This is a genomic window from Tsuneonella mangrovi (assembly GCF_002269345.1).
GTDB classification, from domain to species: domain Bacteria; phylum Pseudomonadota; class Alphaproteobacteria; order Sphingomonadales; family Sphingomonadaceae; genus Tsuneonella; species Tsuneonella mangrovi.
On the sequence record NZ_CP022889.1, the window covers coordinates 507989 to 522625 of the forward strand.

Annotated in this window: 10 protein-coding genes; 6 read left to right on the forward strand and 4 right to left on the reverse strand. The window is 60.0% G+C overall.

Features of this window, described 5'->3' with window-relative positions; genetic code table 11:
• Positions 1-100 precede the first annotated feature (100 nt).
• The 3 genes from CJO11_RS02420 to CJO11_RS02430 all read left to right on the forward strand — a co-directional run bounded on the left by CJO11_RS02420 (position 101) and on the right by CJO11_RS02430 (position 2648).
• The gene (locus CJO11_RS02420) at positions 101-997 is read left to right on the forward strand and encodes a hypothetical protein (RefSeq protein ID WP_095011279.1); all 897 of its coding nucleotides are present in this window, start codon (positions 101-103) and stop codon (positions 995-997) included.
• A 175-nt stretch (positions 998-1172) separates the two neighbouring features.
• Positions 1173-2189, forward strand: a complete 1017-nt coding sequence (dcm, locus tag CJO11_RS02425; protein WP_240504531.1) for a DNA (cytosine-5-)-methyltransferase — start codon at positions 1173-1175, stop codon at positions 2187-2189.
• Positions 2190-2648, forward strand: a complete 459-nt coding sequence (locus CJO11_RS02430; RefSeq protein WP_095011281.1) for a very short patch repair endonuclease — start codon at positions 2190-2192, stop codon at positions 2646-2648.
• Here CJO11_RS02430 and CJO11_RS02435 read toward each other — a convergent pair.
• From CJO11_RS02435 to CJO11_RS02450, 4 genes are all read right to left on the reverse strand, one after another.
• Positions 2613-3563, reverse strand: a complete 951-nt coding sequence (locus CJO11_RS02435) for an HNH endonuclease (protein ID WP_095011282.1) — start codon at positions 3561-3563, stop codon at positions 2613-2615. The two genes, CJO11_RS02430 and CJO11_RS02435, sit on opposite strands and share 36 nt — an antisense overlap.
• The gene (gene lepA / locus CJO11_RS02440) at positions 3564-5381 is read right to left on the reverse strand and encodes a translation elongation factor 4 (protein WP_095011283.1); all 1818 of its coding nucleotides are present in this window, start codon (positions 5379-5381) and stop codon (positions 3564-3566) included.
• Positions 5382-5426: 45 nt separating this feature from the next.
• Positions 5427-7640: an EAL domain-containing protein gene (locus tag CJO11_RS02445; RefSeq protein WP_095011284.1), complete on the reverse strand. Its 2214-nt coding sequence runs from the start codon at positions 7638-7640 to the stop codon at positions 5427-5429.
• Between the two features lie 137 nt (positions 7641-7777).
• Entirely contained in the window at positions 7778-10483 is a 2706-nt protein-coding gene (locus tag CJO11_RS02450) for an EAL domain-containing protein (RefSeq protein ID WP_240504532.1), read from the reverse strand.
• Between the two features lie 192 nt (positions 10484-10675).
• Between CJO11_RS02450 and CJO11_RS02455 the strand changes: the two genes are divergently transcribed.
• The 3 genes from CJO11_RS02455 to CJO11_RS02465 are packed head-to-tail and all read left to right on the forward strand — an operon-like array spanning position 10676 to position 14537.
• Entirely contained in the window at positions 10676-12367 is a 1692-nt protein-coding gene (locus CJO11_RS02455; protein ID WP_095011285.1) for a PHA/PHB synthase family protein, read from the forward strand.
• Positions 12368-12381: 14 nt separating this feature from the next.
• Positions 12382-13224 (forward strand): alpha/beta fold hydrolase, encoded by an 843-nt coding sequence (locus tag CJO11_RS02460; protein WP_240504533.1) that lies wholly within the window; start codon positions 12382-12384, stop codon positions 13222-13224.
• Positions 13224-14537 (forward strand): FAD-dependent oxidoreductase, encoded by a 1314-nt coding sequence (locus tag CJO11_RS02465; protein ID WP_095011287.1) that lies wholly within the window; start codon positions 13224-13226, stop codon positions 14535-14537. The genes CJO11_RS02460 and CJO11_RS02465 overlap by 1 nt, the downstream gene beginning before the upstream one ends.
• The last annotated feature ends 100 nt before the right edge of the window (positions 14538-14637 follow it).

A 14637-nucleotide genomic window follows, 5' to 3' on the forward strand; every position in this document is an offset into this window, starting at 1 on the left:
GCCAGCACGCACGTGAACGCAAAGTGAAGTTGTGCGCCTATCCCCCTCGCGCTTCCCCCATTTTCCTACACCCCCGGTTTTGTGCTTCACTCATTTACTTATGACCCGCCGCAAGGATAACCGCGCCGTCCGCACCCTCGTCCCGCGCGAGCAGCTGCCCGAATTCACCCCCGTCCCGCGCAAGAGCAAGCGCCACGACGGGTGGACCCCCGCCCGCCAGCAGGCATTCATCGAAGCGCTGGCCGATACCGGCAGCGTCGAAGCCGCCTGCCGCGCGGTCAACATGAGCAGCGTGGGCGCCTACCACTTGCGCCGCCAGCCCGGGGCGGAGAGCTTCCGCGCCGCATGGGAGGCCGCGCTCGATTGCGGCGTGCGGATGCTGGAGGACAAGGTGATGGAGCGCGCGATCCACGGCATCGAAGTCCCGGTGCTCAGCTGCGGCAAGCAGTTCGGCACCCGCCGCATCTACAACGAACGCACCGCGATGCTCATCCTCCAGGCGCGCCTGCCGGAGAAATACGGGATGCAGCGCGCCAAGGCGATGAACGGGCTCGACCGCCAGACCCTCGCCCGCGAAAAGCGCCGCTGGCGCAAGGAGTGGGAGCGGGAGCGCGAAGCCGACGAGGCCCACAAGCGCAAGCTCGCCGCCGCCCACGATGCGGAGGACGAGGAGGCGGTCTATGCCAGCATCGAGGCGAAGCTATCCAAGATGCACGAACGCTGGCTCGAAAACCTCAGCCCGCTCGCCCGCGCCGCGCACGACGAAGCCAAGCGGATCGAGCGGGAGGACGAGGAAAACGGCTACGACCCGTGGAAAGACCCGGACCACCCGTTCTACCTGCCCCCGCGCGGCGAGCAGGCGGGCGCGGGCGACCCCACCGCCCTCCCCGCGCCAGGCGATGGCGCGGAGCAAGGCCCGGAAGACGGCGACGCGGAGGCCGCGCCGGAGCAGAAGAGAATGCGTGTGTGGACGATGAAGGACAATGGGTGGGAGTGAGCGAAGGCGCACTTCAACGGTTAACGAATGATCTTCCCGGAAAGAAGCAAGGCGTTCGTTCGATCCACTAAGACGGGGAAAACTAGGTCCAACTCGGATATGAAATCCCATCTTGCCCTTGCAGATGTTCCGCTAATGTTTCACCTAATCTCACGGCAAGACATTGGAGGTTTGCTTGGCCAGTTTCCGGTTTATTGATTTGTTCGCTGGAATTGGCGGCCTTCGAATAGGTTTTGACGCCATAGGTGGACACTGCGTGTTTACCTCGGAACGCGACAAATACGCTCGCCGGACTTACCAAGCGAATTTTAGAGATAATCACGAACTGGGTGCGGACATTGAGCCCTATTCAGCCGACCCCAGCAGTATCCCGGAATTCGACGTGCTTTTGGCAGGCTTCCCGTGTCAGCCCTTTTCAATCGCGGGAGTTTCCAAAAAGAATGCTCTGGGCCGCCCCCATGGTTTCCTCGATGATACACAAGGAACTCTTTTCTTCGATACCGCCAAGATCATCGCTCATCACAAGCCAACCGCCTTCGTGCTGGAAAACGTGAAAAACCTTGAACGGCATGACAAGGGCAAGACTTTTGCTACAATTATGAATGTCCTCAAGAATGAACTTGGTTATAATGTTCAGTCACGAGTAATCTCAAGTCACCCGTGGGTTCCTCAAAAGCGCGAACGCATCTTTATAGTGGGTTTCAAAGAAGCCACTGCTTTCGATTTAAAGAACCTCAAGCTTCCAGAAACATCGCCGACTCTCGGCACCATCCTCGAACCACATACTACGGTCGATCCTAAATACACGCTCACTCCGCGGCTTTGGGAATACCTTCAAGGCTACAAGGCCAAACACGAAGCGAAGGGGAATGGTTTCGGGTTCGGTCTATGCGGACCGGATGATGTAGCTAGGACTCTTTCTGCGAGATACCATAAAGACGGGTCGGAAATTTTGATTAGCCAGCCCGGCCCGAGGCCGCGTCGATTGACGCCTCAAGAATGCGCTCGCCTGATGGGATTTGAGCACGGTGATCGGAAATGGATTATTCCAAAAGAGGTATCAGATACCCAAGCTTACCGTCAGTTTGGCAATGCTGTCGTTGTGCCTGTCGTCGAGTTTATCGCACAGGCAATGAAGCCGCATCTTTTCGGGGCCTTGGCACAGAAAAGGGTGTCTTCTAAGGCCGCCTGAATGGCGGACATCGTTTCTCCTGCGAAGCGCAGCCAGATGATGGCTGGGATCAAAGGCAAGAATACAAAGCCCGAGCTTTTGGTGCGTCGAGCTCTTCATCGGCGTGGCTTCCGATTTCGTCTTCACCAGCGCGAGCTGCCCGGTCGACCAGACATAGTTCTCCCACGGTTCAAAGCCGCCATATTTGTAAACGGCTGTTTCTGGCACGGACACAGCTGCAAATATTTTAAGCTGCCCGCTACAAACACGGAATTCTGGCGCAAGAAAATCGAGGCCAATCAAAAACGTGACGCTCTCAAAGAAGCGCAGCTTGTCGATCTCGGTTACAGAGTTTTCTCAGTTTGGGAGTGCCAGACGCGCGCAGGAACAAACTCGATCGAAGCACTGATTGATAAACTTACGAGTGATATTAGGCGGCCAGAATTACACGACCAAGATGTTTCTTCGGTGCCAAGCTAGCGCCTCAGCCGCAGGATGCTCATCCATGTTCTTCGGCAGCGAAATTTCCCGGCCATCCAATTGGACTAATTGAACGTTCCTAGCCAAGGAACGGACAACATGCGGGATGAGCAACTTGTAGCTGTCTGTCACTCCGATCAAACCATTGTCAAACGCCCAATGGTGCCCCTTGCAGAGCAGCAGCCCGTTCCGGATGTCGTCGCTTCCTTTCAGTGATCGCGATACGATGTGGCTCGCGTCGAGTTCAAACCTGCCGTCTGGATGCTGCAAGCCCCCACCACAAAAGGCGCACGAGTTGGCATACGAAATACTAACGACCCTCTTGAACGCCCTGCTTCGCGCGACCTTACGTGCGCGGGTTTCGGTCAAATTCGCATCATGCTCGAACAACGAAAAAGGTTGCTTAGTGGTGGACTCGATTTGCTCAACAGCCTCAATAACTTCTGTCTCCTTCGCCGGCAAAGACTGTTGGTCCAAAACGCCCCAGCGATTTGACCCGAAGGATCTTATCAGCTTTGAGTGCAATGGACTGGACTCTTTAATGAGCGTGAAGCGATAGTGATCATCGACCTCGATCCCTCGCTCAATAATAAGGATGTCACCGCCTTGCGCGCGATTTAATAGTCCGCTCAGGTTTCTCGTGATGCGGCGCTCTGGCGATCGCACCCCGCCCCATGTCTGATACTGATACCGAGTATCAGCTGTACCGAGAAAATCGTCACCGTCGAACAAGTCGGCAGTGATCTCGACGTCAACAGTCGGCCTTTGCGGAGAGGTCATGTTCCGCAACAAGGGAAGATAGTCCTCGAGGTCCTTTGGCAGGACAAATCCCCCTTGATGGCCTTTTGCAGCGCCTGTGTCGTTGTTCGCCAATACCTTGTAGATCGGAGCATCGAATGATGTGGCAATTGCCATCTACTCCTCCCCCATCCGCAGCGCAGCAATGAAAGCCTCCTGCGGAATACTCACGTTACCGTATTCCCGCATCCGCGCCTTGCCCTTCTTCTGTTTTTCGAGAAGTTTCTTCTTCCGCGTGATGTCGCCGCCATAGCACTTCGCGGTCACGTCCTTCCGCAGCGCGGCGATCGTCTCACGCGCGATGATCTTGCCGCCGATAGCGGCCTGGATCGGGATCTTGAAAAGGTGTCGCGGGATCAGGTCTTTCAGCCGCTCGCACATACCGCGGCCGCGCTCTTCCGCCACGCTGCGGTGGACGATCAGCGATAGCGCGTCGACCGGCTCGTTGTTTACCAGGATGTTCATCTTCACGAGGTCGCCTTCGCGCAGGCCGATCTGCTCGTAATCGAAGCTGCCATAGCCGCGGCTGATCGATTTGAGCCGATCGTAGAAGTCGAACACCACTTCGTTCAATGGCAGTTCGTAAGTCACCTGCGCGCGGCCCCCGACGTAGGTCAGGTCGGTCTGGATGCCGCGGCGATCCTGGCACAGCTTGAGGATCGCGCCGAGGTATTCGTCGGGCGTGTAGATCACCGCCTTGATCCACGGTTCCTCGATGCTCTCGATCCGGTTGGTGTCAGGCCAGTCGGCCGGGTTGTGGAGCATGATCTCCTTCGCGTCCTCGGTCTTCGTATGGCCGAGCTGGATGCGATAGACCACGCTGGGCGCGGTGGTGATCAGGTCGAGGTCGTATTCGCGGCTGAGGCGTTCCTGGATGATCTCGAGGTGCAGCAGGCCGAGGAAGCCGCAGCGGAAGCCGAAGCCCAATGCGGCGGAGCTTTCCATCTCGTAGCTGAAGCTGGCGTCGTTGAGCCGCAGCTTGGCGATCGATTCGCGCAGCTTCTCGAAATCGGCGGCGTCGACCGGGAACAGGCCGCAGAACACCACCGGCTGCACTTCCTTGTAGCCGGCGAGCGGCTTTTCCGCCCCGCCCTTCACCGTGGTGATGGTGTCGCCCACGCGGGCCTGCTCCACCTCCTTGATCTGCGCGGTGATGAAGCCGATCTCGCCCGGGCCGATTTCGGCCAGGTCGATGCGCTTGGGGGTGAAGGCGCCGACGCGGTCGATCAGGTGCTGGGTGCCGCCCTGCATGAAGCGGACCTGGAGGCCTTTCCTGATCACGCCGTCGAGCACGCGGACGAGGATGACCACGCCGAGGTAAGGATCGTACCAGCTGTCGACCAGCATGGCCTTGAGCGGGGCGGCGCGGTCGCCCTTGGGCGGCGGGATCTTGGCGACGACCGCCTCCAGCACGTCTTCGATGCCGATGCCCGACTTGGCGCTGGTGAGCACCGCTTCGGACGCGTCGAGGCCGATGATGTCCTCGATCTCGGCCTTGACCTTCTCGGGCTCGGCGGCGGGCAGGTCGATCTTGTTGATCACCGGCACGATCTCGTGGTCGTGCTCGATCGACTGGTAGACGTTGGCGAGCGTCTGCGCCTCGACCCCTTGTGCGGCGTCGACCACCAGCAGCGCGCCTTCGCATGCGGCGAGCGAGCGCGAGACTTCGTAGGCGAAGTCGACGTGGCCGGGGGTGTCCATCAGGTTGAGCTCGTAGGTCTCGCCGTCCTTCGCGGTGTAGTTGAGGCGGACGGTCTGGGCCTTGATGGTGATTCCGCGCTCGCGCTCTATGTCCATGTTATCAAGGACTTGCTCGCTCATCTCGCGGTCGGTCAGCCCGCCGGTGAACTGGATCAGCCGGTCGGCCAGCGTCGACTTGCCGTGGTCGATGTGGGCAATGATGCTGAAATTGCGGATGTGCGACAATTCGGTCATGCCGCGCCCTTAGCCGCAGCGATGCCGCGTGTCAGCAGCCGATGATCACCCGTGCGCCGCCCTCGTCGCGGCAACGTCTACTTGCAGGAATGTCGGCCTGCTACGAGTTCCGTCATTGCCGATATTCGTCGGGTTGTAATTGCCGGGCGGTAGCGCAGCGAGCGGCATCCCGGCAGCGGCCAGAGCATAGGGGCTGATACGATGGCGGGTGCACAGGCCGTCGGCCCCGTCGCTGATCAGCGGGATTTCAAACAGCAGGCCCTGCGAGAAACCCTCCGAACGCACCACCTGGCCGACGACCAGTTGTCCGCCACCCAGATCGAGCACCAATTGAGTGCCGAGCGGAACATCGAGCAAACCTTCGATCGCCGCGCCGGTCTTCGAGAGATTGCGCATCACCGCTTCGTAGCGGTGGTCCTCGTGGATCACACCGATCCGGCGGAACATTCGTTTGCGGTCCGCCCGGTGCTTGGGCGGGCCTTGAGGGTCGAATTCGAGCTTGCCGTTCGTGAGGCGCTCGAGAACTTCATCCTGAGGCAAGCCGCGCGAGAAGATGTACCCTTGGATGTGACTGGCACCGAGTTCCTTGACGAGCGCGAGTTCGTCCATCGCTTCGACACCCTCGGCGACGGTTTCCATCTTTAGCGCATTTGCGAGGCTGACGATCGCAGTGATGATCGCGGCGTTGTTGTTGTCGTCTTCGGTGGCACCGCGAACAAATCCCTGGTCGATCTTGATCTTGTCGAACGGTGCAGAGCTGAGATAACCGAGCGACGAATAGCCGGTCCCGAAATCGTCGAGTGCGAGACGCACACCGAGTTCCTTCAGCGCGCGAAACACCAGCTGGGTTCCCTTGGGGTCGCCAAGGAAAACGCTTTCGGTCACTTCGAGTTCGAGCCGACTCGGCTCGAGCCCGCTCTCGGCGAGTGCCTTCTTGACGATCTTGGGTAGGTCGGCGGTCGCGAACTGGACTGCCGAAACATTGACTGCAACCCTCAGGTCTCCCGGCCATTCGGCAGCTTGCCGGCACGCTGTGCGCAGGACCCATTCGCCCAGCGGATTGATCAGATCGGTATCCTCGGCAACGGGTACGAAATCCTGCGGACTGATCCAGCCACGCTCGGGGTGGTTCCAACGAACAAGAGCCTCGAATCCGCTAACGTGATTGTCTTCGCTTTTCACGAGCGGCTGGAAATGCAGCTCGAGCTGGTCTCCGACGATTGCATCACGAAGGTCTTCCTCGATTTCGCGTCGAAGGTTAGCTCCGTCCTTCAGCTCTGCGGAGTAGAAGCGATATTGCCCGCGCCCTCCACCCTTCGCCGCATAGAGCGCAAGGTCGGTTGCGCTTACGAGTGCGTCGGGTTCGATCCCGTCATAGGGAGCGATCGCAATTCCGATCGAGGTGCCGATGATCGCCCGGCTTCCGTCGAGTGAATACGGCTGTGAAATCATCTGGATCAGGCGGTCAGACAGGTCTCCCAGCTCTCCGCGATCGTCGATGTCGGGCAGGATGATCTGGAATTCGTCGCCTCCGAGACGGCCGATTTCTCCTCTATCCCCGACAATGCGGTTCAGACGTTGCGCCACTTGCTTGAGCAGATCATCGCCTGCCGGATGTCCGAGCGTATCGTTGACTTGCTTGAACCGATCGAGATCGAGCATCATTAGAGCGCAACTGCGCTTTGCGGCCTTGTATGCGATCAGTGTCGCGGTCAGGCGCTTGCTCATCCGGTGACGGTTGGCGAGTCCGGTCAGCGAGTCATATTGCGCCATGCGAGATGCATCGCGCTGGCTTTCGCGCACAGCGGTTATGTCCTTCGCGCTGCCACGATAGCCCAGAAAGCGGCTCGTCGAATCAAACTGCGGCTTGCCCGAAATCGACCACCAGAGTTCGTGGCTGCACCCGGCGAGCCGAACCGGCAGCTCGACAATCGAGTTCCGTGCGGTCAACAGGAATCCGAGCGGTCGCTGCGAATGTTCCTCGTCGTCGCGGTCGAGTTCGAACAGATCCGCTAGGGCGGACCCGTTGAGATCCGGTGCGCGCTCTCCGAATTGCGCCGCTGCCCTTTCGGACAAATAGATAAGTCTTCCGTTTTCATCGGTCGCCCAGAACCAACTTATCCCGAGGTCTTCGAACTGGTCGAGCAGCGCCAGGCGCTGGCCGGAACTGAGCGCTGCGCCTGCTTGGCCGTGGGCGCGCGAAGGACCGGAGGCGTGGTCGCCACCCGACTTCTTCGCAAACAGACCGCCAAGTGCCATCGCTAACCTTCTTCCTTGATCGGTGCGTACCCGCGCCAGCAAGCTTCCAACCGACGCAAACTTATCGCAAATCAGCTAATTTAATCTTTATCCTTTAGATAGAACACTCACTGACCGCATCGGGCCGGATGCGCCGCCTAGAGATCGATGAATCGCCCGGAATTGTCCTGACGGAGCGGCTTGGAGAACTCGACTCCCATCCTGTTTTCGGTACTCCAGCGAGAAGTCGCCGTTACGATCAGGGTATCCGAGAGGGCGATCTTGAAGATCGTCCCTGGAGGCACGTTCCAAAGCCCTTCGACCATCGCTCCCGAGATCGAGATGTTGCGGACCGTTCCATTGTAGTGATGCCCGGAATTCTCGATAACGACTTTACGCAAGACTTTGCTGCGCGGCGACCGCGCTTGTCGCGGCCCCTGGGCGATCGCCTCCAATCCAGTCTTCAGCCGGTTGGTCGCGTCCTCTTGAGAGAGCGCCTTTTCGTAGATGTAACCCTGAACGTGACTGCAACCGTACATCCGGACGAGGTCGAGTTCGTCGAGCGTTTCGACACCCTCCGCCGTGGTGTCCATGTTCAATGCCTGCGCAAGGCTGGTGATCGACGCGATAATCGCACCATTGCGGCTACCGGCGATTGTTGCACCGCGCACAAACGACTGGTCGATCTTGATCTTGTCGAATGGCGCCTTCTTGAGGTAGCCGAGCGACGAGTATCCTGTTCCGAAATCATCGAGCGCCAATCGGACTCCGATACCCTTCAGGGCCGCAAACATCGCGTCGGTGCCTTCGTCATCATTGAGGAACACACTCTCGGTAATCTCGAGTTCGAGCCGCGACGGATCGATTCCGGCGTGCGCAATCGCGTTGGCGACGATCGTCGGCAAGTTGTTGTTGGCGAACTGCAGGGGTGAGACGTTTACCGCACACCGTACCTCCGCAGGCCATCCAGCTAGGTCCTGGCAAGCGGTGCGAATTACCCATTCCCCAATCGCATGGATAATGCCGCTTTCCTCGGCAATGGGGATGAACTTGGCCGGCGAAAGCCAACCTTGCTCCGGATGATTCCAGCGCAGCAGTGCCTCGAAGCCCGAAATCTTCTCGGTCGAGGTGTGAATCACCGGTTGGTAGTAGAGTTCGAGATTCCCCTGCGTGACTGCATCTCGCAAATCCTCCTCCAGCCGACTGCGCTCCTCGGCAGCCGAGTGAAGATCGGCAGCGTAGAAATGGAACCGTCCACGACCGCCATCCTTGGCAGCGTAGAGCGCGAGGTCGGCATTGCGGATCAACGCTTCGCTGCTGGTTCCGTCGTGGGGTGAGACCGCGACCCCGATCGATGCGCCGATGACGACGCGCTGGCCTTCGATCGAATATGGTTGCGAGAGGTTCGCGATAATCTCGCGGGCTAGAGCAGCCAGGGCGTTGCGTTCATAGCGACCGGGAACAATAACCTCGAACTCGTCACCACCCAGGCGTCCGACACGCCCCATCTTACCAACCGTGCGTTCGAGCCGCTGTGCAACCTGCTTGAGCAAAGCGTCACCTGCGGGGTGTCCCATTGTATCATTGACGTGCTTGAAGCGGTCGAGATCGAGCAGGAACACGCTGCATTCGCGATGCATGTCGAGCGGTGCCGATAGGATCTTCTCGAGGCTCTGCGCCATCTGGAACCGGTTCGCGAGTCCGGTCAGCGAATCGAACCGCGCGAGCCGGGTCACGTGCTCGGCATTCTTCTTCTTCTCGGTCAGGTCGGTCCCCGACCCGCGGAACCCGCAGAAATTGCGAAAACTGTCGAAGATCGGTCGTCCGTTGACCGACCACCACCGCTCCTCGACCGTTCCTGCCCGCACCGCAAGTTCGGTAAATGCGGAACGCGCCGAAAGGTGGAAGTTGAGCGTCCGCTCTCCTTCACGGTTGTCGTGGTCAAGCTCGAACAGCTCGGTAAAGGGACGACCGACCAAGTCTTCCGCTGGCTTGCCGAGTGCGCGGGCCACGCTGTCCGAAACGTAAGCGATCTGGCCTCTCCGGTCGGTCTCCCAAAACCAACCCTGACCGGTATCCTCATAGTCGCGCAGGATGTCTTCCGCGCGATTGCGGATTCGCTCCCGCGCCTGGCTGCGTTCCGCCTCTACCCGCTGGATCCCCGCTTGGTATTTGTTAACCGCCCCAAAGACGACAATCGCAACAGATACCACGCCCAATGCTTCCAGCGAGCCGTCCACGACGGCAAATGTGCCCCAGCACGCCACCTGGGCGCAGAACCGGGGGACGAGCCGAGGCCCGAGCAAGGCAAGCGCAACGGCATTCAGGCAGACCAACTGAGCGACCCCGACAATGGCGTCCAGTCCGCCTGTCTGCATCCAGTACGAAATAGCGAATGACATCAACGCGACCGGGATCGGAATCGTGAAAGCCATCAGCGCAAAGCGGAATATCGGGCGAGGCGCGACACGGCGCTCCAACGCAGCCAACTTCCCGGAAAAAACGACCATGACCCCGGCAATTGAACCTGCAACGAGCGTCGGCACCGGTGGCGCGGCCATCGTCGTCGGCACCGCCAGGATCACTGCGACAAGGATGAACAGGGCCATCCTGTTCCAGTCGAACGGAATACAAAATGCCGTATCGTCGGGGATCAGGGTGCTCGCGTTCTCCGTACTGCGCTCGACCCGGCGCCCGCTGGACTGGCTACGACGATCACCTTGCGTATCCTCGTCTCCCCGATCGGCGAGTTCGTCAATTTCGACCTCGAACTGCTCGAGAGAGGCCTGCCCCGGGCGCACGCGCTGCCTCGCGTCGCGTGTCTCGCGCGAGCGATCGTCGGCTTTTGCAACGGCTGAACGCAATCCGGCCATGACAGCGCTTTGCCTTAAGCGGTTTGAAATTCGGTTAAGCGCGAAACCTTTCAATGCCCTGCAGCCAAGACCGCAGCAGCGCCTCCGATGGTTAACCGACCCTTGCCCAGCTTATCTGCGGGCTTGCTTGCCAAGGAAGATGGTGATTGGCATTAGTCACGCGAGGGGAAAGAGGAGACGACAATGGCGGAACCAGCTTCTGGAGATGCCTTGGGCTCAACTACCGCGCTGGGACCGTTGACCGGCCTTGTGCGCGAGGATTTTGCGGGGGCAGTGGCGCTGCTTTTGCGCGAAACGATGTCCGATCCGGGGCGGACCATGCGCCACATGGCGGATATCAACCAGGACATGATCAAGATCATATCCGGTACCAGCGACCTGGCGCCCGATCCGAAGGACAAGCGTTTTCGCGATCCGGCATGGCAGTTCAACCCGTTCCTGCGGGCCGGAGCCCAATATTACCTCGCGGTGCAGAAGGGGATGCACAACTGGCTCGCCGACCTGGAACTCGACGCGATCGAGCGCGACCGGGCCAATTTCATCTCGCAGATCATCATCGACGCCCTCTCGCCGACCAACACGCTACTCGGCAATCCGACGGCGCAAAAGCGGCTGGTCGACAGCGGCGGCCTCTCGTTGGTGAAAGGGTTACGCAACGCCTACAACGACATAGTCCACAACAAGGGTATGGTCAGCCAGGTCGACAAACGGCCGTTCAAGCTCGGCGAGAATGTCGCCACCAGCAAGGGCTCGGTGGTGTTGCGGACCGAGATGATGGAGCTGATCCAGTACGCGCCGACCACCGACGAGGTTTACGCGATCCCCCAGCTGACGATTCCGCCGCAGATCAACAAGATGTACATCAACGATCTGAGCCCCGAGAAGTCGGTGGTGAAATGGCAGGTCGACAACGGCATCCAGACGTTCGTGATCAGTTGGCGCAACCCATCGCCCGAGCAGGGCAAATGGGGCATGGCCGATTACGTCGCATCGTGTCAGGAAGCGATGGAAGCGGTTGCCAGGATTACCGGATCGGAAAAGGTCAACGTGTCCGCCGGATGTTCGGGCGGGCAAACCGCTTCGGTGCTTGCCAGCAAGCTTGCCGCTGAAGGAAGCGACCTGCTCGGTGCTTTGACTTTGATGGTCTGTGTCTTGCATCCGATGCAGAACGATATCGAGGCTGGCTCGTTGATGACCGACAACGGCCTTGCATTGGCGAAGCGCCGCGCAGCCAAGGCCGGGATCATCAAGGGCGACGATCTTGCCCGCGGGTTTGCCTGGCTCAGGCCGAACGATCTGATCTGGAACTACGTCATCAACAACTACTTGCTCGGCGAGGATCCACCCGCCTTCGATGTCCTGTTCTGGAATTCGGACACCACCAACCTTTCTGCCACCCTGATGGGCGATTTCCTCACGCTCTTCGAAACGCTGGCGTTCACCCGCAAGGGCGAAGTGGAGATGGCCGGCCATGCGGTCGACCTCTCGAAGGTCGATGCAGACGTTTTCATTCTTGGCGGGACGACCGATCATATCACGCCCTGGAAGGCCTGCTATCGCTCGACACAGTTGTTCGGATCGGACGATGTAACCTTCGTCCTCAGCCAATCCGGCCACATGCAGGCGATCCTCAATCCGCCGGGCAATCCGAAGGCGAAGTATTACCTGCCCAAGGACCGCAGCGCGCCGCCGCCGCCGAATGTCGAAGACTGGCTGGCGAGGACTGAGGAAATTGCCGGTTCGTGGTGGCCGTACTGGACCGAGTGGCTGCAGCAGCGATCGGGCTCGAAAAAGAAGGCCCCAAAGCAGCTCGGCAACAAGAAATATCCCCCGCTCGATCCGGCACCCGGACTCTACGTTCTCGAACAATCCTGAAAGGATACAACTGCTTGACCGATCCCCTATCCGGAGCAGACGTCTCGATCATGCATGCGGGCGGACGCGACCTGCGGGTCGCACGCTGGCGGCTTGACCAGCCCTCCGAGCATCTCCCGGTGCTGTTCTTCAACGGGATCGGTGCCAATATCGAAGTTGTTGCGCCGCTTGCCGAAGCGCTTTCCGACCGCGGGTTCGTCATGTTCGACATGCCCGGCGTCGGAGGGTCTCCCGAACCCACCGTTCCCTACAACGCTTTCACGATGAGCTGGACAGCTGCAGAGCTGCTCGACCAGCTCGGGATCGAGGAAGTCGACGTCATCGGGATCAGTTGGGGCGGCGCGATGGCGCAGCACTTCACCTTGCAGCATTCCGCCCGGGTGAGGCGGCTGGTGCTCGTTGCGACCACAGCCGGGATGCTGATGGTGCCCGGCAACCCTGCTGCACTCAGCAAGATGGCCGATCCGCGTCGCTACATCGATGCGGCGTTCATGGAGAAGCACTTTGCCACGCTTTACGGCGGGGCGCTTGGCGAAACCGCCGGCAAGGGCGACCATATCAAGCGGATGAAGCCGCCCACGCGGCGCGGATACTTCTACCAATTGCTCGCGATGCTGGGTTGGACGAGCGCCCCAGCACTGCCCTTCCTGAAAAAGCCGACGCTGATCATGATGGGTGACGAGGACCAGATCGTTCCGGTGATCAACGGGCGGTTCCTCAACGCACTGATCCCGGGCAGCGAACTAGATATCTTCGAAGGCGGCGGACACCTGTTCCTGTTGAGCCATCGCGAACAGGCGGTGAGCTCGATCAGGCGGTTCCTCGCCAGCGAAGAAGAACTGGAGCAAGCTGCCTGATGCGCCACATCGCGATCGTCGGTTCGGGGCCAGCAGGCTACTACACCGCCGAAGCGGCGCAAAAGCTCTGGGGCGACGACGTATGCGTTGATGTGATCGACAAGCTACCGGTTCCCTATGGCCTTATCCGGACCGGCGTTGCACCCGATCACCAGTCGATCAAGGGCGTGAGCCGCCGCTACGAAAAGACAGCCCTCACTGACAACGTTCGCTTCGTGGGCAACCTGACGATCGGGCAGGACGTAACCGTGGCGGAACTGCGCTCGTTCTACGACGCGGTCGTGTTCGCGACCGGCGCTCCGCACGATCGCAAGCTCGGACTTGAAGGAGAAGACCTCGCGAACGTGTTCGGAAGCGCGGCGTTCGTGGGCTGGTACAACGGCCACCCGCAGTTCGCGGGGCTTGACCCGGACCTGTCTGGCAAGAGCGCGGCGGTCATCGGAATGGGCAACGTTGCGCTCGATGTGGCGCGCCTGCTGTCCAAGACCGAGTGCGAGTTCGAAGGGAGCGACATCGTTTCGCACGCGCTCGTGGCTTTGTGTGGCTCTTCTATCGAAACGGTCACCATCGTCGGCCGGCGCGGCCCGCACCAGATCATGATGACGCCCAAGGAACTGGGCGAACTGATGCACCTCGAGCGTGCTAGCCCTCGCGTTGACCCGGCAGACTTGCCCGATGTCGAGGAAGACGTTTTCCTCGAGCCGGGCTTGCGCAAGTCGGTCACCTTGCTGCGCGAGTTCGCCGCGATCCCCGAGAGCGAACGCGCCGACAAGTCGGTCGAAATCGATTTCGACATGTTCGCGAGCCCTGTTCGCTTTATCGGAACCGAAAAGGTCGAAGCGCTGGAGGTTGAGCGGACGAAAGTCGAAAATGGCCGGGCGGTTGGAACTGGTGAATTCTACACGATCCCCGCCGACCTTGTCGTCACTTGCATCGGCTACCGCAGCTCACCGATCCCGGATGTCCCGTTCGACGAACGTGCGGGTAAGTTCGCCAACACCGACGGACGGATACTTCCCGGGCTCTATTGCGTCGGCTGGGCAAGCCGGGGGCCAACCGGAACGATTGGCACCAACCGACCGGACGGCTTTTCCGTTGTGGATCGGATCGCCGAAGATCTTGCAGCGGGAACAATCGGCGGTGTCAGATCGGGTCGGGCCGGGCTCGACAAGCTGATCGCCGAGCGTGAACTCGATGTCGTCACCTTCCGCGACTGGAAAAAGATCGAACAGGCCGAGGAAGCCGCTGCGCGCGAAGGTTCTCCGCGCGAGAAGTTCGTCGACATCGAAGCGATGATCCGCGCGCGCGGATAAGCGCAAACCGATTGGCGCCAGATAGCGTCGCCTAGTCTCGATCGCGCTGGACTCATCGGTTGCAATGTGGAACCTTCCCGACAGAGACCAAGCAAGAGGA